Annotated in this window: 18 protein-coding genes, 1 tRNA gene, 1 other RNA gene and 1 pseudogene; 9 read left to right on the top strand and 12 right to left on the bottom strand. The window is 62.6% G+C overall.

Annotated elements, in window-relative coordinates:
- Positions 1–195 precede the first annotated feature (195 nt).
- From ABQU90_RS14785 to ABQU90_RS14770, 4 genes are all read right to left on the bottom strand, one after another.
- Positions 196–411: a hypothetical protein gene (locus ABQU90_RS14785; RefSeq protein WP_323522557.1), complete on the bottom strand. Its 216-nt coding sequence runs from the start codon at positions 409–411 to the stop codon at positions 196–198.
- A gap of 62 nt (positions 412–473) precedes the next feature.
- Positions 474–899, bottom strand: coding sequence for a DUF2946 family protein (locus ABQU90_RS14780; protein WP_349780881.1), 426 nt, complete (start codon positions 897–899; stop codon positions 474–476).
- A 209-nt stretch (positions 900–1,108) separates the two neighbouring features.
- The gene (locus ABQU90_RS14775; protein WP_323522559.1) at positions 1,109–1,654 is read right to left on the bottom strand and encodes a cysteine hydrolase family protein; all 546 of its coding nucleotides are present in this window, start codon (positions 1,652–1,654) and stop codon (positions 1,109–1,111) included.
- Positions 1,655–1,805: 151 nt separating this feature from the next.
- On the bottom strand, positions 1,806–2,798 hold the full coding sequence (locus ABQU90_RS14770) for a GlxA family transcriptional regulator (RefSeq protein WP_323522560.1): 993 nt from the start codon (positions 2,796–2,798) through the stop codon (positions 1,806–1,808).
- A gap of 119 nt (positions 2,799–2,917) precedes the next feature.
- Here ABQU90_RS14770 and ABQU90_RS14765 point away from each other — a divergent pair, with 119 nt between their 5' ends.
- The gene (locus ABQU90_RS14765; RefSeq protein ID WP_323522561.1) at positions 2,918–3,772 is read left to right on the top strand and encodes an NmrA family NAD(P)-binding protein; all 855 of its coding nucleotides are present in this window, start codon (positions 2,918–2,920) and stop codon (positions 3,770–3,772) included.
- Positions 3,773–4,031: 259 nt separating this feature from the next.
- Here the strand turns inward: ABQU90_RS14765 and ABQU90_RS14760 are convergent, their stop codons facing one another.
- A complete protein-coding gene (locus ABQU90_RS14760) occupies positions 4,032–4,568 on the bottom strand; it encodes a hypothetical protein (protein ID WP_323522562.1) in 537 nt (178 codons plus the stop codon).
- A 570-nt stretch (positions 4,569–5,138) separates the two neighbouring features.
- On the opposite strand from ABQU90_RS14760, the gene ABQU90_RS14755 reads away from it, so the two are divergent.
- Positions 5,139–7,586 (top strand): mechanosensitive ion channel family protein, encoded by a 2,448-nt coding sequence (locus tag ABQU90_RS14755; protein WP_323522563.1) that lies wholly within the window; start codon positions 5,139–5,141, stop codon positions 7,584–7,586.
- Between the two features lie 484 nt (positions 7,587–8,070).
- The gene (locus ABQU90_RS14750; protein WP_115555138.1) at positions 8,071–8,430 is read left to right on the top strand and encodes a hypothetical protein; all 360 of its coding nucleotides are present in this window, start codon (positions 8,071–8,073) and stop codon (positions 8,428–8,430) included.
- Between the two features lie 215 nt (positions 8,431–8,645).
- Here the strand turns inward: ABQU90_RS14750 and ABQU90_RS14745 are convergent.
- The 5 genes and pseudogenes from ABQU90_RS14745 to dtd all read right to left on the bottom strand — a co-directional run bounded on the left by ABQU90_RS14745 (position 8,646) and on the right by dtd (position 13,121).
- A pseudogene (locus tag ABQU90_RS14745) lies at positions 8,646–9,833 on the bottom strand (IS3 family transposase).
- A gap of 76 nt (positions 9,834–9,909) precedes the next feature.
- A tRNA-Ile gene (locus ABQU90_RS14740) sits at positions 9,910–9,985 on the bottom strand.
- Positions 9,986–10,204: 219 nt separating this feature from the next.
- Positions 10,205–10,453 (bottom strand): DUF6566 family protein, encoded by a 249-nt coding sequence (locus ABQU90_RS14735; protein ID WP_323522565.1) that lies wholly within the window; start codon positions 10,451–10,453, stop codon positions 10,205–10,207.
- A 241-nt stretch (positions 10,454–10,694) separates the two neighbouring features.
- Positions 10,695–12,572: an RNA polymerase sigma factor RpoD gene (gene rpoD / locus ABQU90_RS14730; RefSeq protein WP_055847682.1), complete on the bottom strand. Its 1,878-nt coding sequence runs from the start codon at positions 12,570–12,572 to the stop codon at positions 10,695–10,697.
- A gap of 108 nt (positions 12,573–12,680) precedes the next feature.
- Entirely contained in the window at positions 12,681–13,121 is a 441-nt protein-coding gene (dtd, locus tag ABQU90_RS14725) for a D-aminoacyl-tRNA deacylase (protein WP_311239047.1), read from the bottom strand.
- Between dtd and ABQU90_RS14720 the strand changes: the two genes are divergently transcribed.
- Complete coding sequence (locus ABQU90_RS14720; protein WP_323522627.1) at positions 13,120–14,136, top strand: lauroyl acyltransferase; 1,017 nt, start codon at positions 13,120–13,122, stop codon at positions 14,134–14,136. The two genes, dtd and ABQU90_RS14720, sit on opposite strands and share 2 nt — an antisense overlap.
- Positions 14,137–14,185: 49 nt before the next feature.
- Here the strand turns inward: ABQU90_RS14720 and ABQU90_RS14715 are convergent, their stop codons facing one another.
- Complete coding sequence (locus ABQU90_RS14715) at positions 14,186–14,707, bottom strand: GNAT family N-acetyltransferase (protein ID WP_055847672.1); 522 nt, start codon at positions 14,705–14,707, stop codon at positions 14,186–14,188.
- A 241-nt stretch (positions 14,708–14,948) separates the two neighbouring features.
- Here ABQU90_RS14715 and ribA point away from each other — a divergent pair, with 241 nt between their 5' ends.
- From ribA to ABQU90_RS14695, 4 genes are all read left to right on the top strand, one after another.
- Positions 14,949–16,082: a GTP cyclohydrolase II RibA gene (gene ribA / locus ABQU90_RS14710; RefSeq protein WP_323522566.1), complete on the top strand. Its 1,134-nt coding sequence runs from the start codon at positions 14,949–14,951 to the stop codon at positions 16,080–16,082.
- A gap of 262 nt (positions 16,083–16,344) precedes the next feature.
- Positions 16,345–16,417, top strand: a non-coding RNA gene (locus ABQU90_RS14705) — sX9 sRNA.
- A gap of 225 nt (positions 16,418–16,642) precedes the next feature.
- Positions 16,643–17,119 (top strand): PH domain-containing protein, encoded by a 477-nt coding sequence (locus ABQU90_RS14700; RefSeq protein WP_316692705.1) that lies wholly within the window; start codon positions 16,643–16,645, stop codon positions 17,117–17,119.
- On the top strand, positions 17,116–18,624 hold the full coding sequence (locus tag ABQU90_RS14695) for a PH domain-containing protein (protein ID WP_323522567.1): 1,509 nt from the start codon (positions 17,116–17,118) through the stop codon (positions 18,622–18,624). The genes ABQU90_RS14700 and ABQU90_RS14695 overlap by 4 nt, the downstream gene beginning before the upstream one ends.
- Before the next feature lie 117 nt (positions 18,625–18,741).
- On the opposite strand, the gene ABQU90_RS14690 is transcribed toward ABQU90_RS14695, so the two are convergent.
- The gene (locus tag ABQU90_RS14690) at positions 18,742–19,800 is read right to left on the bottom strand and encodes a CDP-glycerol glycerophosphotransferase family protein (RefSeq protein ID WP_323522568.1); all 1,059 of its coding nucleotides are present in this window, start codon (positions 19,798–19,800) and stop codon (positions 18,742–18,744) included.
- On the opposite strand from ABQU90_RS14690, the gene ABQU90_RS14685 reads away from it, so the two are divergent.
- Positions 19,801–20,625 (top strand): glycosyltransferase family 2 protein, encoded by an 825-nt coding sequence (locus ABQU90_RS14685; RefSeq protein WP_323522569.1) that lies wholly within the window; start codon positions 19,801–19,803, stop codon positions 20,623–20,625.
- Positions 20,626–20,750: the final 125 nt, after the last annotated feature.

Genomic DNA, 20,750 nt, shown 5'->3' with positions numbered 1-20,750 from the left:
CACATCCGGCCAATACGCAGACCAGACACCCCAGCATCACGTACGACAGTCGTCGCTTCCACACAGATCGCATTGCTTGCATCCTGATTCCCATCCATTAAGAGCGGCCTTGCGCATGCCGTTCTATCGCGCGCCATTGATTGCGAAGCGGCAGCAATCGCAGCCCTTGCTGCACACATTCGTCCGCCGTGTCATTCACCGGCGCTCCTGCGGTTGTACGCCAACTGCCTGGTCGCAGTGCTCCGCGTTCGGTACGCCATCGCTCGAAGCAATCCGACTCGGCTGTTGTGGCTCGCCTGCAGTCAGCCGGCGCAACTGGGCAGGTGTAATCAACGCCAGTGTCGGCACCAGCGTCAAAAGAGCAAGGCAAGGCGTCGCCGCCGCGCGGGGCGGCAAAGCAAAGTAGGTCATCTACACGCTCCAGAACATCCAACATCACACCCGCTGACGGGTGCGGCTCTCCATCCGATGTTTCAGGCAAACAGCGGTGGGCCGCGTGGCGCATGTGCCAACCAGCGTGCGGCTGATGGAGCCTCAGCGGCAAGACGCTCAACCGCACGCCGGCCCCGACGGAGCGCAAACAGCACGCACGCCAGCAGCAGCCAGGGCAGCAGCCGCGCGGCGAGCAGGCAGTAATCGCAGGCAAACGCATGGCCGCCATCGGTGTGATGCAGATCGTGTTCGGCGCTCGGCCACCGCTTGGCTGTCCCGGCCTGGGCGTCTGCTGCCAACTGCGCGGCATGTGCAGTGCCACCGACGGCATCGGCCGCCTCGCCAGCTGGCCAGGGCTGACTGTGGCAAAGCGGCCCGTCCAGAACGCCGGAGGCGTTCTGGAGCGTGCGGCTGACCAAGGGCGCGACCAACAGCAATAGCAGCGCCAGGCAAGCCAGACGCTGCATCATGCTGAACAAGGGCGAGGGACGGAGGCGCACCCGCGAAGTGTAATGAAAAAACCGCACGCCACCTGCGACCCTTCGTCGCAGCCGGACACCTGGGTTCGCGCGGCGGAGCGCACTGCATGCACTGCGCACCGCATCCGGGCCAGGCGTATCCCGCGCGGCAATCGGTCTGCATCATCAGCACCGAGCGCCACGCGCGCGCCGTTGTCTCACTGACCCTGCAGATGCTCCTGCGTGGATCGCACCGCCGCATAGCCAAACTGAAACGCCGCCATCATCGTCGCGTGCACGTGGGCCGCAGGCACCTTGGTGCCATCGAAGTCCAGGTCCATCGTGGCGCAGGCATCGTGCAGCACTGTCACCGTATAGCCCATGTCGGCGGCGGCGCGTACGCAGGCATCCACGCACATGTGGCTCATTGCACCGACAATCACCACGTCCGTCACACCGTGTTGCTGTAGCTGCTGCGCAAGCTGCGTCTCGCGAAAGGCGTTGACGTGCTGCTTGACGATGACCACTTCGCCATCCTGTGGCGCAACTGTGTCATGGGTCTGCGCGCCCTGCGAACCGGCCACAAGAAACGGGGCACCCACAGCCGCCTCGTGACGCACGTGCAACACCGGAACGCCAGTGTCACGCGCATTGACGATCACTGACAACGCATTTGCTGCGGCCGCTTCGATGCCGGTCAGTGGCAGCTTCCCACCGGGGAAATAATCGTTCTGCAGATCGATGACGATGACGGCCTTGGTCATGGTGTTTCTCGCGTTGAATACCATGCATCAGCATGCGCCTGCACGGTGATCACGACGAGTGGCACCGCCGACATCACCGGGCCGTTAGCGACATCCCACCGCCGCTCGACGTGCCGGAGACGCGCGTCGAAGAAGCAGACGGCCGGTAAGCTCAGGTCGCCCTGGCACTGCTTGCACCCGCAAATCGCTGCCGATAGTCGCTGGGCGACAGTCCAAGAATGCGTTTGAACACCTTACGGAATGCCGCCGCATCCTGGTAACCGACGTCCCACGCAATCGCATCGATGGTCATGGCATTTGCTTCCAGCAAGGCACGCGCCCGGCCGATCCGCAGCCGCTGGCAATACTCCGTGCTGGTCATGCCGGTCGCCTTCTGGAACCGGCGCAAGAACGTGCGTGCCTCCAGCCCCGCCTGTGTGGCCAGACGGGTCAGCGCCACATCTTGCGCACCGGTCTCCTGCAGCCAGTGCTGCACCCGCAGGATGGCCGCGTCGCCATGCGTCAAACGTGGCGAAAACACACTGTAATAGCGCTGCTGCCGGCCCGGCGGGTCGACCAGCAGCACGCGTGCGGTTTCCAGCATGACTACCGGCCCCAGCAGGCGATCCACCAGCCGCAGACCCAGATCTGTCCACGACATCACGCCACCGGCGGACATGACATCGCCCTCGTCGATGAGCATTTCGTCCGAATCGACCCGGACCGCCGGAAAGCGCTGCTGCAGCGCGTCTGCATGCAGCCAGTGCGTGGTCATGCGACGTCCGTCCATCACGCCGGTGCCGGCCAGCAAGAACGCACCCGCACACACCGAGCACAGCATGACACCTTGGGCATGTTGCGCGCGCAGCCAGCCAATCAGGCTGCCATTGCGCTCATCATCCGGCGCATCGCCCAGACTTGGCGGCAGGATCAACGCACACAGGCGCGCACCAACGTGTGTATCGCTCTCAACTACACGCGACGGCGCAATGCTGGGCGTTGCCTGCTGCCAATGCGTGACCTGGATCAATGCGCCCTCGACTGCACCGCTCGCGCCTGCAAGCCGGTTAGCCACCGCAAACAGATCGGTAAGGCCAAGCACGGCCGCCTGCTGCGCATTGGCATACAGCACCACACCAACCTCGACCCTTTGCCTGGATGTCATCTCGTTCTCCACGCCGACTTGCATTCAGCAGCGCGCCATTAGTGCAGTTGAAGTAACCGAAGTACGCCGTCCATGCTCCTGCGCCACAGCTTCCCTCTCACGTCCACAGGAGTATGCCAATGACTTACATCATCCATGGTGCCACCGGCGCACAAGGCGCCCCGCTGCTCAATGTGCTGTTGCAGGCCGGCAAGCAGGCCGTGGCCGCAGTGCGCAACGCCGACGCGGTCACCCGCCCCTCGATGCAGATCGATAATGGCTCCGTCCAATCATTGACCGATGCCTATCGCGGCGCGCAGGGCGTCTTCATACACCTGCCTCAGGCGCCCGAGGACGTGCGCGTGGCCTACGCCACCAATATCGTCCAGGCCATCGACGCCGCAAAGCCCGCGCGCGTGCTGATCTCCACCAGCGGCAGCATCGTCGACGAACCGGACAACGCATTGCAGGCAGCCCCCGACTCGGCCATCGCCCTCCTGATCGATGGCGTGCAGCGCAGCGGCGTCTCCAGCGCCGTCATCGCCCCACGCCTGTATCTGGAAAACCTGCTGCTGCCCATGGTCATCGGCGGCGTGCACGCCAACGGCGTCCTCGGTTACCCGATCCGGGAAGATTTTCCGGTGTCCTGGAGCTCGCACCTGGACATCGCCGACGTTGCTGCGCTGCTGTTCGATCAGCCAGCCATCACCGGTGTGGTCGGCGTCGGCCAGCTACCAGGCCTGCTGGGCGCAGACCTCGCCGCAGCAATGGCCAAGCACTTCAAGCGCGATGTGCACTTTCAACCCGTGCAACCCGAAGCATTCGGCGAGCAATTGCAGCCCCTGCTCGGCCCCGCTGCGATGGCCGTCGCCGGGTTCTACCAGGCCCTTTGGCAAACTCCTGCCAATACCATCAACCCCGCCACCAGCGCCCAGCAATTGCTCGGCAGCACGCCGCGCAGCGTCGAACAGTGGTTGAAGGATCTGCTCGGCTAACGATGACGGCTAGTGCAGTGACTACCCGGCTGAGCCGGCGGCGCAATACAGGCATCGCTTAAGCCTGTACTGCGCCGGCACGGCGTGATCGTGCGTGCAAATGAGTGGCTGCCGGTATAACGCTGCGCCCTCGCAAGCATGCGCCCAAGCGGCGGCATAGTCAGAGACGTTCATACTGCCGGTACCGCGTTGTCGTGCCTGTCACGTAACTGCACACAGCAGCTTGTGCTTCGCGCAGACTGAAAGTTCGGTCCACACCTCAGAAGCGGTTACGCTCTGGCTCCACCGCAGTGCAGGTCCCCTCAAAGGTTTCCGAGCCCTTCATCGTCATGAACCCACTGTGCCTATCGATCGAAATCTTTGGCACATTCATGCCATTGAACTTGAACGCAGCTTGGATGCGGTCCGGCGTGATGCTTAGATCTTGCAACTTCCACCACCCACCATCGTCGCTTCTTGAGATAGGGGGCGCCATGCTTTTAGGTGGCCTGATCCGACCTGTTCCATTATGGATTTCGACCTGAAACGTCGCCTGCATCTGCTCGCGATCGTACTGAACGCCATCGTTTTGCACGTATTTGTGCTTGTTCCGATCCCACTCGTAACCATAAGTATTGTGGCTCGCCAGGTGCTCTCCGTTTCCTGAGCAAATCAGGTCGAAGTCCGTACGTGCTGCCATATCTGCCGATGCAGGGGGCGACATCACGAGCAGGAGCATCATGACTGATGTCGCCAATACGCCGATTTTTCTAACCGATGGGTTCATCATCACGTTTGCCTCGCGTGTGGTTGTCATGGAGTGTGGACGAATCTTTTTTTACGGGTGCGCCGATCAAGAAGCGCGTGATTTCCCTGCCGGGCAGAACAGCACGCATCTCCTGACGATCCTTACTTTCTCAATAGATAGAGCCGGACATGAAGCATGCAATTCAGCTAACAGGTGTCAGACGGTCTGTCTGTTAGCCAACGACCTGGAACACTTTCTTCGTCGCGATGCCCAGACCAGTGTTCCGTTGAGCAAAACGCGATAACGATCCATCAAAGAGAGTCCACTGTTAGCAAGGTCAGAGCAAGAGAAAACAGCAGCAGACTCATCTGCATGACATTTTCTTCAGCCAATTTAAACTATCCAATGCTCGCATGCTCAGCGAACTCTTCCATAAAAGTGCGCGCATGTAAGCCACAGAGCTGCATGCGTGGCGAACAAGCGCGCTGCTTGGTTTCAACGACCCGGGAAACTCGGAGCAACCCAGCGATCGCCTTCTTGTTTTTTTCTACTGATTACAAAAGTCCGCGCTCATTTCCCATCACGCGCATGATTGTGCTGCTAGCATCCGGCATCTACCAGCCGTCTTGCGGAACTGTCATGGTCTTTTCCCTACGCGTCGCATGCATGTTGTTCGCTTGCGTTTTTTCGACGCTTTCGGCGAATGCGCACCCATCAAATTTCGGTGCAGTTTCTGCGACGACACAGGCGTTGACCGCGACGCCGGCAGAGCCCGCCACAAGGCCTACCGCAATCGATGTCGCCGATATTCCGACGCTGGCGGATCTGGACCAGCGCCTGGCCGAGCGTGCGCGCGTAGCGAATGTCGATTCCGGTGCGCCGGCCGAATCGTTCGCTCGTCGACTGGCGACGATCGAAGCGGCGGTCGAGGATCCGTTTTGGAGACTTAGCATCGCGGAGATGCGGATGCTCCCCATTCCACGCCTCGAAAGCCTATCGCGTCACTGGCGCTTCCAGGCCAGACAGCTCGCGCAATGGCGAGCAGACTTGGCAGTGGCCACCACCCAGCGCGCCAACGAAGCCGCAGGATTGGCCGCGCGTAGGGATGCATGGACCGCAACCATCGGGCAGGAACTTCCAGCGGCGCTGCATCAGCGGGTAGACGAGGTCATCGCCGATCTGGTGCAAGCTGAGAGCGGTCTTTCAGACCCGCTCGCTAGGCTGATCGCACTCGGGCAACGGGGCAACGCGGTCGATGCTCGCATCGAGAGTTCGCAACGCGGGGTCAACGAGGCAATTAAGGCGTATGACGCGCGGTTGTTGCGCATTGATAGTTTGCCTCTTTGGCAGCTGGCATACGCCAGCATCTTGCCGTTGACCCAAAACAGCGCCGCGATCAGCAACGGTTTGGAGATCGAATCACGGTTTGCCGGTGAGTATGTCAACGGCGACACGATGATGGGCAGGCGTGCATTGCAAACGCTGTTGGTCAGCTCACTGCCGCTATTGCTATGGCTCGCGTGGCGCAGCCGCGCTCCGATCGCAAATGGCCAGATAAGTCAGGCGGAAGCAACGGTGTTGGCGCGCCCCATGTCTTGCTGGTTGCTGCTGTTGGTCATCGGTGTGTTTGCTTTTCAGCCCGACGCTCCGATGCTTACCCACCAACTCGCATTAGTTGTCGCGGTGATTCCTGTCATGCGCCTGTTGCCCGGCTCACAACGACGTTTACTGGGTATCTCACCCTACGTGGCGACAGCGCTATTCCTGTTATTGCGACTAGGCTTTGTGTTTCTTTCCAGTGCGGTAATTTACCGGCTCTACATCCTCGGGTTGACGTTGCTTGGGCTCGCCGCAGCTGCCTTGCTGCTCTGGCGCGCACATCACAACGCTCACCACGCCACTGCGGGACACATCGGACAGGCGCTACGCCTCACCGTGCATGGGGCGGCGATACTGCTGGGATGTTCCCTACTGGCCAATGCTGTCGGCAATGTTTCGCTGGCTGAAACACTCACTGGTGGGGTCATCGATAGCCTGTATTTCGCCTTGCTTCTTGCTGCAGGCATGACGGTATTGGCAACCTGGGTGCAGCTATTGCTGAAGCGGCCCGGTGTCTCACGCTTCAAACTGGCGCGGCAACATGCAGGCCCCGCAGTACAGATGTTACTCAGACTGCTTGTCGCTGCAGCCGTCATTGGCTGGATTGCCTATACGCTCGATCGCTTCCGCGTATTGGTGCCCGTGCATGACTCGCTTTCGGCCTTGCTCGGTCACAGCTGGGCATTAGGTGACCTGCGACTGAGTCTTGGCCATGTTCTGCTGTTCGTACTCACGGTTATCCTCGCGTTCTGGCTGGCCAAGACGGTGCGCCTGGTGCTGGACGGCGAGGTGTTATCGCGCATGTCGTTACCGCACGGCGTTGCCAACAGCGTTGCGTCGCTGAGCTACTACGCGGTGTTGATACTCGGGCTGCTTGGCGCATTTTCTGCAGCCGGTTTCAAGGCGAGCCAACTGACATTCGTGCTTGGCGCACTCGGTGTCGGCGTCGGTCTTGGCCTGCAAAACGTCGTGAACAATTTTGTCTCGGGACTCGTGCTGATTTTCGAGCGACCATTTCAACCCGGTGACGTGGTGGAAGTCGGAGGAACCAAGGGCCGGGTACGCGACATCGGCATGCGCGCCACGCGACTGTCCACATTCGATGGCGCCAGCGTCATGGTGCCCAACGGCCAATTGATCTCACAACAATTGGTCAACTGGACACTCCTGGACCGCAGCCGCCGGCTGGAAATTCGCGTCAACGTCGCGTATGGCAGCGTCCCTGCAGAGGTGGAAGCACTATTGACCGAGGTCGCGCGCACCACCGACGGTGTATCCAAATCGCCAGCACCGTTGGCGTTGTTCGACAACATCGGAAACGTTGCAATGGAGTTTGTCGTCCGCGCCTGGACACACGAGTACGACGACGCAGGAGCCGTGCGTAGCGCGCTGGTCATGCGGCTTTACGAAGCGCTGCTAGCGCACGGCGTCGGGTTGGCACATGCAGCAGCAGCGGTGTATCAGTTGCCCGCTCAAGCGGATGGTTGAGCTGATCAGCAGATCAATTGCAATTTTTCAGCACCTACAAAAGCAGCGTTAACGAGGTTTGGGACTTGCGCTGACAGGAGAAAATCTTGTGAACAGAGTGGGATCAGCTAACTGCTTGAACTGCCACTCCATTCCGATTCGCACTACACCAAGAAACGACTTGCATCGTTAGGCCCACCAGAATTCGAACCTGGAACCAAAGGATTATGGAGAAAAACCCAAAGCTATGAAAAACTGCGAGCGCAAGCTCAATGCCAGCTTGCAGATGATCCACTTGGCTTTGCTGCTCGGAAGAATTTGAACGGGCTTTGATAGGTCGCACAGGTTGCCAGGGGCCGACTTATATTATAAATAGATAATACCTAATTATAATATATTTCTCCACCCCCCCCTGTCCATAGGCTGAATCTTACTTGCGTATCGCGGATGTCAGCCTGGATTTGTAGTTAAATGATAAATCCTATGATGACGCTTGGATAATAAGTTGAAAAAAATCTATCTGATAGTTGCGCTGTTAGCATTGGCAATAAGTTCCCAGACCGTGCTTGCGCAGGAACCAAGCTTTTACAATTGTCAAAATAAAGCGATCCGAGTGAACATCCCATCTATGCCCCTAGGCAAGGCAGTTGCTCGGTTCACAGAACTGACACGTTGCCCAGTATCGATCGATGCTGACGAAGTCGCAAACACGGATGTGAAAGAACTTCCGACTTTCATCGTGAAAGGTAAGCTGACTCCCCGCAAAGCGCTCGACTTGATGCTCTCGAGTACGCCATTGAAGGCAAAGGAAATCAGGGGCGGCTTCTCCATTTACGAAGACAACAATTACGACAGCAAACCATAAAAGACGCTCGTCACGGCGTGTAAAGCGGGGACCCGCAGGTACGAAAAAGAGATGGCACTCTTCGGATGAGAATTGAGCGTCATCGCATTCGAATGGTCGGAAGGTGTGCAGTTCGCTTTGCTTTGCGATCTGCACTTCTCCCCCAATATCTCGCGCACTCCTTGTAAAGCGATCGCCGACATAGCGGCCATCGCGGAGCAAGCCCCGTAAGCGCTTCAAATTTGGTTTGTTGCGCTCAAGTGCCAGCAGCGCACTGAATCGCCCCGACTTCTGTAGACACTCCGCAGCCTCATGATGATTGCTGCTTTTCAAACTCTACCGGCGACAGCCCGTCGTTATGCCCGTGCTGTCGCCGTGTGTTGTAAAACATCTCGATGTAGTTGAAGACATCGGACTTGGCTTCCTCGCGTATCACATAGACCCGTCGCTTGGTGCGCTCACGTTTCAGGAGCTGGAAGAAGCTTTCAGCAACTGCGTTGTCGTGGCAATTACCGCGACGGATCATGCTGCTGACCAAGCCGTGTGCCTTCAAAAAGTCCTGCCAGTCGTGCCTGGTAAACTGTGTGCCTTGGTCGGAGTGGACCAGCAGTCCTGCAGGCGGCTGACGTCGCCATACGGCCATGATCAATGCGTGGAGCACCAGGTTGGTATGCATGGTCGATTGCATCGCCCAGCCCACAATCGTCCTTGAGAAAAGATCCAGCACCACGGCCAGGTACAGCCAGCCTTCGTGCGTTCGACTGTAGGTGATGTCGGTGACCCATGCTTGATTAGCCACGCCAGGATCGAACTGACGCGCCAGTTGATTGCTGGCCACGGCGGCCAGTTTCTCGCCACGAACACCGGGCCGGCGGCCATAGTCGACCTGGGCACGCAAGCCTTCATGTCGCATCAGTCGCGCTGTCCGATGCTTGCCGCACGACTCAGCTATATCGCGAAGGTCACAGTTGATCTTGCGGTCACCATACACACATCCGCTTTCCAGCAAGGACGGCTTGATCAGACCGAGAACGCGCGCGTCATTCTTGTCACGTTGCGACATCGGCGCGCTCCGCCATGCGTCGTATCCGCCGGGGTGTAGGCCGAACGCCCCGCACATATTCCGAAGGCGAAAGTCCCGCTCATGATCGAGCATAAACGCGTATTTAATACGGCCAGCTTGGCAAAGTGCGCTGCGGCCTTTTTAGTGTGTCTCGCTCGTCGGTGACCCGCCGCAACTCCGAGGTCTGTTCGATTGCCGCCGAATGCGTGGACGATGGGTAGGCCTAGTGCTTCCGCCAACCATATAGGCTGTGGATTGAGATGCCGAGCCGGCTGGCCACATCGGCCACTGAGTGGCCACGGTCGGTGACCTGCGTGACCACCTCGACCTTGAACGCTTCGGTGTATCGCTTGCTGCTCATAGACACCCCTATTGCTACCGTGAGTTACGGCTGCAAGGTGTCGTAGGAAAGCCGGAGCGATTCATGGACTGTTTTTTGGTGGGCCCACCAGGATTCGAACCTGGAACCAAAGGATTATGAGTCCTCTGCTCTAACCGTTGAGCTATAGGCCCTGCTGCACAGCGCTCGCTGATGCCGCATGCCATGCGTCGGGCCCTCAGGAGTCGAGCAAGTTTACCTGTCTGTCCGCGAGCTTGTCTGCTGCGGCACCGTCTTCTCTGCGGGTTCGTATCTGCGCCCGCTTGCTGCGACTCTGCAGGTGTCTGGTGTCTGGTGTCTGGTGTCTGGTGTCTGCTGGACGCTTGGTAGATAGATGCCTGCAACCCACACCATCAAGCATCCACTATCTGACGTTGCTTATCGATCAACTGGCGACCTGCGCGAAACCCCTGCGCGATGGCGTCCTGGTAGGTGTCCCAGGTCTGGGTCCCGTCGTTGATGCGCGGGAGGCGAGTGCCGCCGCCGTCAGCGTACACATCGACCCACAGTGTCCACTTGGCTGTGGGCGAAGCCTGTTCGACGCGTACGCGGATTTCATGCTCGCAGTACGTGGTGGTTTCGAAGCGGCTTTGTCTGCTCATCGGACGGTCTCAGGTTCCTGTCGCGCTCGAAGGTAAGGCGCCGGTTGCAATCTCGCGTGAGATTGCAGGAAACATCCACTTAATAGTGCGTTGCGGTGCGGCTTCGTCGCAAAGGCGTGAAGCCACGCCGTCCGAATCTGCGCCGCTGCTGCCCGACTAGCATCACCGGGCAGGTGCTTGAAACGCAACAGCCCCGCATGTGCGGGGCTGTTGTGCGACGACTATCCAGCAACGACTAAGGTCAGTCGATGTCCAGGAACGAGCGCAACTGTTCCGAGCGGCTGGGATGACGCAGCTTGCGCAGCGCCTTGGCTTCTATCTGCCGGATCCGCTCGCGGGTGACGTCGAACTGCTTGCCGACTTCTTCCAGCGTGTGATCGGTGTTCATGTCGATACCGAAGCGCATCCGCAGCACCTTGGCTTCGCGCGGGGTCAGGCCGGCCAACACGTCCCGCACCGTCTCGGAGAGATTGATGTTGGTGGTGTTGTCGATCGGGGACTCCACATTGGTGTCCTCGATGAAGTCGCCCAGATGCGAATCCTCGTCGTCGCCGATCGGGGTTTCCATCGAGATCGGCTCCTTGGCAATTTTCATCACCTTGCGGATCTTGTCTTCCGGCATGTCCATTTCCTTGGCCAGCTCCTCCGGCGTGGCCTCGCGGCCGAACTGCTGGAGCATCTGACGGGAAATGCGGTTCAACTTGTTGATCGTTTCGATCATGTGCACCGGAATACGGATGGTGCGCGCCTGATCGGCGATCGAACGGGTGATGGCCTGACGGATCCACCACGTCGCATACGTGGAGAACTTGTAACCGCGACGGTATTCGAACTTGTCCACGGCCTTCATCAAGCCGATGTTGCCTTCCTGGATCAGATCCAGGAACTGCAGGCCGCGGTTGGTGTACTTCTTGGCGATGGAGATGACCAGACGCAGGTTGGCCTCGACCATTTCCTTCTTGGCCTTGCGCGCCTTGGCTTCGCCATAGGCCATCGCACGGCTGATCTCCTTGATCTCGCCAAGGGTCAGGTAGTTGGCCTTTTCCATCTCGATCGAGCCCTGCTGCTCGGACACGATCTGGTCCTTGACGTCGCGCAGCGCGGACGACCACTTCTGCTTGCGCTTAAGTGCGTCTTCCACCCATTCCAGGTTGGTCTGGTTGCCTTCCCAGGAGCGGATGAAGTCCTTGCGCGGCATGCGTGCCACAGTGGTCGCCAGGTGCAGCACCTTGCGCTCGTGATCCTTGATGCCGTTGACCACGCCACGCAGCTGGGTGACCAGCGCGTCGGTCAGCGGCAGCGGCAGCTTGAGCGTGGTGAAGATGGCGGCCATGTCTTCGCGCGCCTTGACCACCAGCTTGTGCTCGGCGCCGTTCTTGGCATAGATCTTCTTGAACTTGGCGTATTCGTTGGCCAGGTTCTCCATGCGCGTGGCGACTTCGACCGGGTCCGGACCGGTCGGGCCGGCCTCTTCTTCGGCAGCGTCGTCGTCGCCATCTTCGGCGTCGTCGTCGTCGGCAGCATCGTCTTCTGAGACGGCAACCGGGCCGGCGGCGGCCAACGCGGCAGCGGCGGCATCGGCTTCTTCGATCAGGTCGTTGAAGCCGACCACGATCTCGGCCAGACGCTTCTTGCCTTCCTTGTGCGCTTCGTAATCGGCGAGCAGCATTTCGGTCGACAGCGGGAACACGCCCAGTGCTGCCTGGACCTGGCTCAGGCCTTCTTCGATGCGCTTGGCGATGGCGATTTCGCCTTCGCGGGTCAGCAGCTCGACCGTGCCCATTTCGCGCATGTACATGCGCACCGGGTCGGTGGTACGGCCACCTTCGGTATCGAGCGCGGTCAGCGCTGCGGCGGCTTCTTCGGCGGCAGTGTCGTCAACCTCGCGGTTGCCGGTGTTGCCATCGTTGAGCAGCAGGGTTTCGGCATCGGGGGCAACTTCATGGACATCAATGCCCATGCCGTTGATCATGCTGATGATGTCTTCGATCTGCTCCGGGTCGACGAGGTCGTCGGGCAGATGGTCATTGACTTCGGCGTAGGTCAGATAGCCCTGTTCCAGGCCCTTGCTGATCAGTAGCTTGATGTCGGATTGCTGGGCAGGACGTTCGTTGGCCATGAGTGCTCGCGCCACCGGCTTTGAGATTGGAAAGAGAACCTAGCATTATACCAGCGTGAAGCCCGGTCTGCCGGAATCAAGACAGGACCGCTGGTAGAACTGCGCTGACTAGGGTCTGAGAAGGAAGGTCACCGGGCCGTCATTGACCAGGTCGACAACCATATGGGCACCGAAGCGCCCGGTTTCCACCCCGGCGTGGTGATTTTCGCGGCAGATCGCCACCAATTGATTGAACGCCCGTTCAGCCTCCAACGGCGGTGCCGCAGTGCTGAAGCCCGGCCGGTTACCGGAACTGGTGTCGGCGGCCAGGGTGAACTGGCTGACCAGCAACAGACCGCCGGCAGTGTCGGTGAGCGAGCGATTCATCTTGCCGGCATCGTCGCCGAACACCCGGTAGCTCAGCAGGCGCTCGGCAAGGCGCCGGATCTGCGCGTCGCTGTCGCCGGGCTCCACGCCGACCAGCGCCAGCAACCCGGGGCCGATTTGCCCGACGACCTGGCCCTCGACACTGACCGAGGCCCGGGTAACGCGTTGAATCAATGCAAGCATCGGCTTTCTCGCCCAGCAAACTGTGCCGCGCAGCATGCCCAGCGCTGTCCGCACTGTCACGCGCGGGCCTTCGCCGGCTGCGCTGTTTAGAATTGCGTGGATGAAACCTGATGTCCGCGCCCGACTGCTCTATGCCACCGCCGCCACCGTGGGCCGCCTGCCGTGGCCGCTGCTCAAACGCGTGGCCGATGCGCTGGCCTGGAGCTGGCGCAAGCTCAACGCGCGCGAAGCCCGCGTGGCCCGCCGCAACCTGGAACTGGCCTACCCGGAGTTACCCGCCGCGCAGCGCGCGCAGCTGCACGCGCAAATCCTGCAATCGACCGCGCGCCAGACCCTGGAAGTGCTGCGCACCTGGACCCGCCCGCCGGCCGACAACCTGGCGCGCCTGCAACGCAATGGGCAGGAGCTCTACGACGCGGCGCTGGCCTCCGGACGTGGCGTGATCGTGGCGGCGCCGCACTTCGGCAACTGGGAACTGCTCAACCAGTGGCTGTCCGAGCGCGGGCCGATCGCCATCGTGTACCGGCCGCCCGAGTCGGAGGCGGTCGATGGGTTTCTGCAGCTGGCGCGCGGCGGCGACAACGTGCGCCAGGTGCGTGCCGAAGGCCCGGCGGTGCGGCAGTTGTTCAAGGTGCTCAAGGACGGCGGCGCGGTCGGCATCCTGCCCGACCAGCAGCCGAAGATGGGCGATGGCGTGTTTGCGCCGTTCTTCGGCATCCCGGCCTTGACCATGACCCTGGTCAACCGGCTGGCCGAGCGCACCGGCGCCACCGTGCTGTACGGCTGGTGCGAACGCGCTGGCGGGGACCTGCAGTTTGCCCTGCACGTGCAACCGGCCGACCCGGCAGTGGCCGACCCCGACCCGGTGCGTGCCGCCAGCGCACTCAATGCCGGCATCGAACAGATCGCCCGGCGCGACCCGGCGCAGTATCAGTGGACCTACAAGCGCTACACGCTGCGCCCACCCGGCAGCGGCGAGGCCAATCCCTACGCGACCGAGCGGCATCCGCATTGATCGTCGCGCCGCGCCCGCCTGATCGAGCGCGGCAGCCGGGGCGGGTGCGTCAGTCGTCGTGCGGGTCTGCGGGCGTGGCCAGAATGCGTTGATAGAACGCCAGATCCAGCCAGCGCCCGAACTTGAACCCGGCCTCGCGCACGGTGCCGGCATGGGTGAAGCCGAACTGTTCGTGCAGCGCGACACTGGCCTGGTTGCTGGCATCGATGCCACCGACCAGCACATGCACGCCGCGCTGCTCGGCCGCGGCGATCAGCGCTTGCAACAACGTGCGCCCCAGGCCTTTGCCGCGATGATCCTGGTGCACATAGATCGAATGTTCGACGCTGTACTTGAACGCCGGCCAGGCGCGAAAGGTGCCGTAGCTGGCAAAGCCCATCAGCGTGCCATCGGCATCTTCGACACCGATCACCGGAAATCCACCCGCGCGCTTGGTGGCGAACCAGCCCACCATGCTCTCCGGCAGACGCGGCCGGTAGTCGTACAACGCGGTCGAGTTGGCAATGGCCTCGTTGAAGATGTCCAGGATCGCGCTGGCGTGACGCGCTTCGCTGCAGTCGATAAGACGCATGGGATCCGCTGAGCTGAGAGGTGATCGAATTAGAAAGCATTGCCGGGCGCTGAACAACGCGCGCGGCGCACAACCAATCGGCGCCTGTGCTGTCACTCAATCGCAGCCACTGGATGCAGCGTTCCACCCGATGCTGGCAGCCGCCAGTTGCGAACCACGCGACAATGGCGGCATGCGGCCGGCACTGGCGCGGCGGCGTCCGCCTTGAAGCGGCCGTGGCAATCCCCATCTGGAGTCGTGCATGAGCAGCCCCGTCCCCTCCCCCAGCGCACAGGCCTTCGGCGACCCGGCAGCCATCCGCTGCGAGCGCGCCGCGTCCGAGTTGCGCGCCGGCCGGCCGGTGCTGTTGACCGCCGCCGATGGGCAGGCGCGTGCGGTATTGGCGTTGGACAGCAGCACGGCGCAATCGTATGCCGCGTTCGCACGTGCCGCGCAGGGCCGCCACTATCTGTTCGTCACGCCGACCCGCGCCCAGGTGCTGGGGCTGACTGCGCCGCAGGGCGCGCGCGTGGCCCTGGCCGACTACAGCTACGACCAACTCGCCGCACTGGCCTATCTGCGCGACACCCCGGTGCCGGCGCAGTGGGCGGCTGGCGATGCGCTGGATGCCGGCGGGGTGGAGATCGCGCGGCTGGGATTGCTGCTGCCGGCCCTGCTGGCCGTGGAGCTGCGCGACGTGCACGCCCACGCCGCCTTTGCCGGATGCCAGTCGCTGAGCCTGGACGACCTGAGCAGTGGCTGCACCAAATCGGCAGCGGCCGGCTTTGAGCTCGTCACCCGCACGCCGGTGCCATTGCGCGGCCTGGGCATGAGCGAATTCGTGGTGTTCCGCGGCGGCGTCGCACAGCGCGACCAGGTGGCGATCGTGGTGGGCCAGCCCGACCTGTCGGGCGCGGTACCGGTGCGCGTGCACTCGTCATGCCTCACCGGCGACCTGTTCGGCTCGCTCAAGTGCGACTGCGGCGACCAGCTGCGACACGGCCTGGCCAAGTTGAAGGATCTCGGCGGCGGTGTGCTGCTGTATCTGGATCAGGAAGGCCGCGGCACCGGCATCGCCGCCAAGATGCGCGCCTACGGCTACCAGCATGCAGGCCTGGACACCATCGATGCCGATGCGCAGCTGGGCTTCGGCCCGGACGAGCGCCGCTACGGCAGCGCGGTGGCGATGTTGCGCGGCCTGGGCATCGGCCGCATCCGCCTGCTGACCAATAACCCGGCCAAGGCCGAGCGGCTGCGCGCCGCCGGGATCGCTGTCGAAGATCGCATCCCGATCACCGGCGATATCACCCCTGAAAACGAGCAGTATCTGCGCACCAAGGCCAGCCGCGCCGGCCATGCGCTGGATGTGGATGCGCTGATTCTGGCTGCACAGTAAGCGCGGGCAGCAGGCTGCCTGGCTAGGTGCCGCTGGCACGCAGGCGGTACGTGCCCGGGCCGATGCATCCGGCCATCGGCGCCTGATGCGTGCCCACTTTTGACGTATGCCTGACGAAGTTCCGTGTTTCGATCGCCATCGCTGTGCGCCATCGGCGTGGGTGTCGGCTTGGGTGTCCCAGCGCAAATACGCGCGTGACGAAGACCGGCTAACAAAACGACTGCGCAACCACCAGGCGGGCGCGGCCGGTGATCGGTGCTGCATGCACCACTCACTCCGGTTCTGAGCATGCCGTCCACACCCACCTGACGACTGCTCGCTACGTTTCGTTAGCCGCTCAAAGAGCAATCTCGACTCCCGTGCGTGGTTGCCGGCTGCACCACGACGTCCTCTGTCAGCCATCCAACCCAGTTCCTCGCAACCCAAGGCCAGAGCGGATGCGCCCTGACCGGGCACCCGGCTATGCTTGCGCACCGCTTCTGCAGGCACGCCTCGTGCACGACGCTCCACCGCCGCACCCCGACATCCTGGTCAGCGCCGCGCCTGCCGACACACCGCCGGTGGATCACGCGCACTGGCAGCAGTTACCACGCCGTGGCGCCTACGTGGCCGCGGTCAATGGCGCACTTGGCGGTGGCTGTGCCGGCCTGATCGCGGCCGGTGTCGCCGTCACTGCGCTGCATGCCTGGCACTACTGGCCGGCGGTGCTGGGCGTGACGCTGGTGCTGGCGATGCTGTGCGCATGGCTGGCAGTCAAACGGCACCGGCTCACGCTATGGAAACTCGACCAGCATGGCCTGGCGCTGCAACGCGGGCATCTGTGGCAGAGCGACACGCGCGTGCCGATCTCGCGCGTGCAGCACGTGGATCTGCGCCGCGGCCCGATCGAACGCGCCACACACCTGACCACGCTGGTGGTGCACACCGCCGGCAGCCGGCTCAATGCGGTGGCGCTGTCCGGCCTGGATCAGGCCGATGCCGAACATCTGCGCGACCGCCTCGCCCGCCAGCTCGATCATCACGACGACGCGCTGTGAATGCCATCGAACACCCCGGCCACGACGAGCAGCGGCTGCATCCGCTGTCGTGGGTGTTCGTGCTGCTGCAGCAGATTCGCCAGTTCCTGATTCCGTTGGTCGCCTTGGTCGTGTTCGGCAGCCGCGACGGCAGCCGCGATTTTGCCGACCACATCGCCACCGCCGTGGTGATCGCCGTGCTGGTGGCGATTTCGGTGCTGCGTTACTTCACCTATCGCTATCGCATCGGGCAAGACAGCGTGGCGATCCGCAGCGGCCTGCTGGAGCGCAGCCGGCGCGACATTCCATTCGCCCGCATCCACAACGTGGTGGTGCATCAATCGCTGCTGCACCGGTTGGCCGGTGTGGCGGAAGTGCGGCTGGAATCGGCCGGCGGGCACAAACCCGAAGCAGAAATGCGCGTGCTGCGACTGGATCAGGCGCTGGCGCTGGAAGATCTGATACGGCGCCGCGCCCACCACGCCGATGCAGCTGCAGCTGCCGTGCAGACCGACGACCGCACCACCTTGTTGCGCCTGCCCATGGGCGAAGTGATCCGGCTGGGCCTGATTTCTAACCGCGGCATGGTGGTGGTCGCGGCCAGTTTCGGCGTGATCTATCAGATGATTCCGCGCCGGGTGGCGTCCAGCTTTATCGAGACCAATGGCGAGATCGCGTACCGCTACGTCAACCAGATCCATCCGGGTGCAGCCGTCACCACGATCCTGGTGACGATCGCCGTTGTGGCGGTGCTGCTGGCCATGCGCGCGCTCTCGGTGGCCCTGGCCGTGGCTCAATACCACGGCTTTCATCTCAGCGAATCGGAGCGGCGCCTCACCGTGGAGCGCGGCCTGCTGACGCGTATCCGCAGCAGCGTGGCACTGCGACGGATCCAGTCGTGGACGGTGTACGAAAGCCGGCTGCATCGCCTGTTTGGCCGCCGCCAGCTGCGCGTGGATACCGCCGTGACCAACACCGGCGACAACCACGATAGCGCGCTGAAAGAGCTGGCACCGATCGCCGAGCCGCAGCGGTGCGATGCCTTGTTGCAGCGTCTGCTGCCGGGTATTGCGTGGCCGCCGGCGCAGTGGCAGGCGATCGCCACGCACTGCTGGTGGCGGCTGAGCCTGCCGACGCTGCTGATGTTGCTGCCGCTGGTGATCGGGCTGGCGTGGCAGTTCGGCAGTCAGGCTGCGTGGCTGCTGCTGTGGCTACCGTGGAGCGCCTTCAAGGCGCATCGCCAAGTGCACCGCATGGGCTATGCGGTGGACGCGCGCTATGTGGCGGTACGCGGCGGCTGGTGGAAGCGCTGGTGGCGGCTGGCCGAACTGGACAAGCTGCAGGCGCTGCAATTACAACGCTCGCCGCTGGATCGCCTGACCGGCACTGCCACGCTGTGGCTGGACACCGCCGGCGCCAGTCCCACCGGCCCGGCCTTGCGCTTGCGCTTTGTGCCTTTGGCGCAGGCGCAGGCGCTGCAAACGCAACTGGGCGCTGCGCTGGCACGGCGCAAGCTGCGCTGGTGATTGCTGATTGCTGATTGCTGATTGCTGATTGCTGATTGGTGATTGGTGATAGCTGATTGGTGATAGCTGATTGGACCAGCCTCGCTGATCGGCAGGGAGATCGCCCACGACCGACGATCAGCGCTGCGCCGGACCCCAATAGCCGAGTTCGCGCCGAATCTGCAGGCCACGCCACAGGGCGCCCAGCGGCTTGCGTCGCAGCGTGCCGAGCTTGCCGGCGATGAAATCCTCGGTGGCGGCAATCACCCGTTCGGACGATCTGCCATCGCGATACGGATGGATCGCATCGGCATAACTGGCCAGCGCGCTGCGTAGTTCGGCATCCGGCGCCAGCACGCGCGCCAGTTGCTGCGGCAACTGCGCCGGCTGCTGAAAGTCCAGCATATGCGGCTGCGGCACGCGGTTGCGGAAGGTCACCACCGGTTTGTGCTGCACCACGAACTCGGAGACGATCGACGAGGTATCGGAGACCAGCACATCGGCCGCACGCTGCGCCGCCACGACCTCTTCGGGCTCGACAAACCGCGCATTGGCGCCAGCCAGCGCGCGATAGCGGTCGAATAACTCCGGCGCGCATTTGGGATGCAAGGTGAGCAGCCAGTAGTGCGCACCGCGCGCGATATCGGCGGCGATTTCCTCATACAGCACAGGTGCCGCGCTCAGGCGCTCGGTGAAGGTGGAACCGAACAGGATCACCGGCCGCCCGTTAGCGGGCGCACGCAGCGTGGCGCTGTGACCGCCGTCATCGCGAAACACCGGATCGAGCTTGGGCCAGCCGGTTTCCACCACCGCAAAATGGCCCTCGCGCGCCGCCAGTGCACGAAACGGCGCAGTGGTGACCGGGCCTTGCGTGCAATACAGATCGAACAAGCCGCGCACGCGGAAATGGCCGCGATTGTCCTCGCGCTTTTGCACATTGAAGCCGTGGAAAAGCTGCACCTTGGCGCCAGAGATAAACGGCGGCACCCAGTTGGCAGCACTGAATACCGCACGCGGACGCAGGGCCAGCGCCTCGCGCAACCCCACTTCGCGTACGCCCGGCAGCACCAGTCCGCGCGCACCGCCTTCGTACCAGGCGGCAACCGTGTCGCCGCGGGCCTGTAATGCCTGCGCCAATGGCGCCAGAATAGGCAACGCGTAACGCTCCGTTGCGAACAGCAGGTAATCGGCCATCACATGTCCTCTTCGACCGCACCCGACGAACGGCCTCGCATTAGCGCCTGCATTATCGCGTTCAACGAGGCCGATCGCCTACGCGACTGCCTGACCTCGCTGGCGTTCTGCGATGAGATCGTGGTGGTGGACTCCGGTTCCACCGATGCCACTGCTGCCATTGCCAGCGCGCATGGCGCGCGCGTGCTGCAACGCGCCTTCGATGGCTACCGCAGCCAGAAGGCGTATTGCGTGGCGCAGGCCGGCCACGACTGGGTGCTGTGCCTGGATGCGGACGAACGCATCAGCGACAGCTTGCGCGCATCGATCCTGGCGGCACGCGATGCCGGCTTTGCCGACACGGCCGGCTACCGGTTCGCGCGGCTTTCCGAATATTTCGGCCGCTTCTTGCGCCACGGCAATGCGTATCCGGACCGCGTGCTGCGCCTGTTCGACCGACGCCGTGGCGGCTGGCGCGGCAAGCGCGAGATCCACGAAGCGGCCAGCGTCGATGGTGCCGTGGTCACCTTGCGCGGCGACCTGGTCCACTACCCCTATAGGTCGCTGATGCAGCAGCTGGCCAAGACCCAGCGCTACGCACAGATGATGGCCGAGCACGACTACGCCCGCGGCAAGCGCGCGACCTGGAGCAAGCTGGTGTTGGCGCCGGCCTGGCGCTTCTGGCGCGGCTATCTGCTGCGCGGCGGGTTTCGCGATGGCTGGCACGGGTTGATCTACGCCTACGTGCGTGCCAACTACGTGCGCCAGAAGACCATCATGCTGTGGCTGCTACAGCACAACCAGCCGGTACAGGACCCGCCGCGCGCCGCGGATCAACGCAGCGACTGAGCGCGGTCAGCACGGCTGCTGCGCTCATCGCCAGGCGGCGCGACCGATGCGCTCGGTGGCCACGTACTCGTCGCACAGATGAGTCGCTTCGCATGGGCGGGCAGACGCATGACGGCTTGCGCAGG

The organism is Xanthomonas sp. WHRI 10207, assembly GCF_040202975.1.
Lineage (GTDB): Bacteria > Pseudomonadota > Gammaproteobacteria > Xanthomonadales > Xanthomonadaceae > Xanthomonas.
The sequence above is the reverse complement of the archived record's forward strand: the minus strand, read 5'-3'. Positions and strand labels throughout refer to the sequence as shown.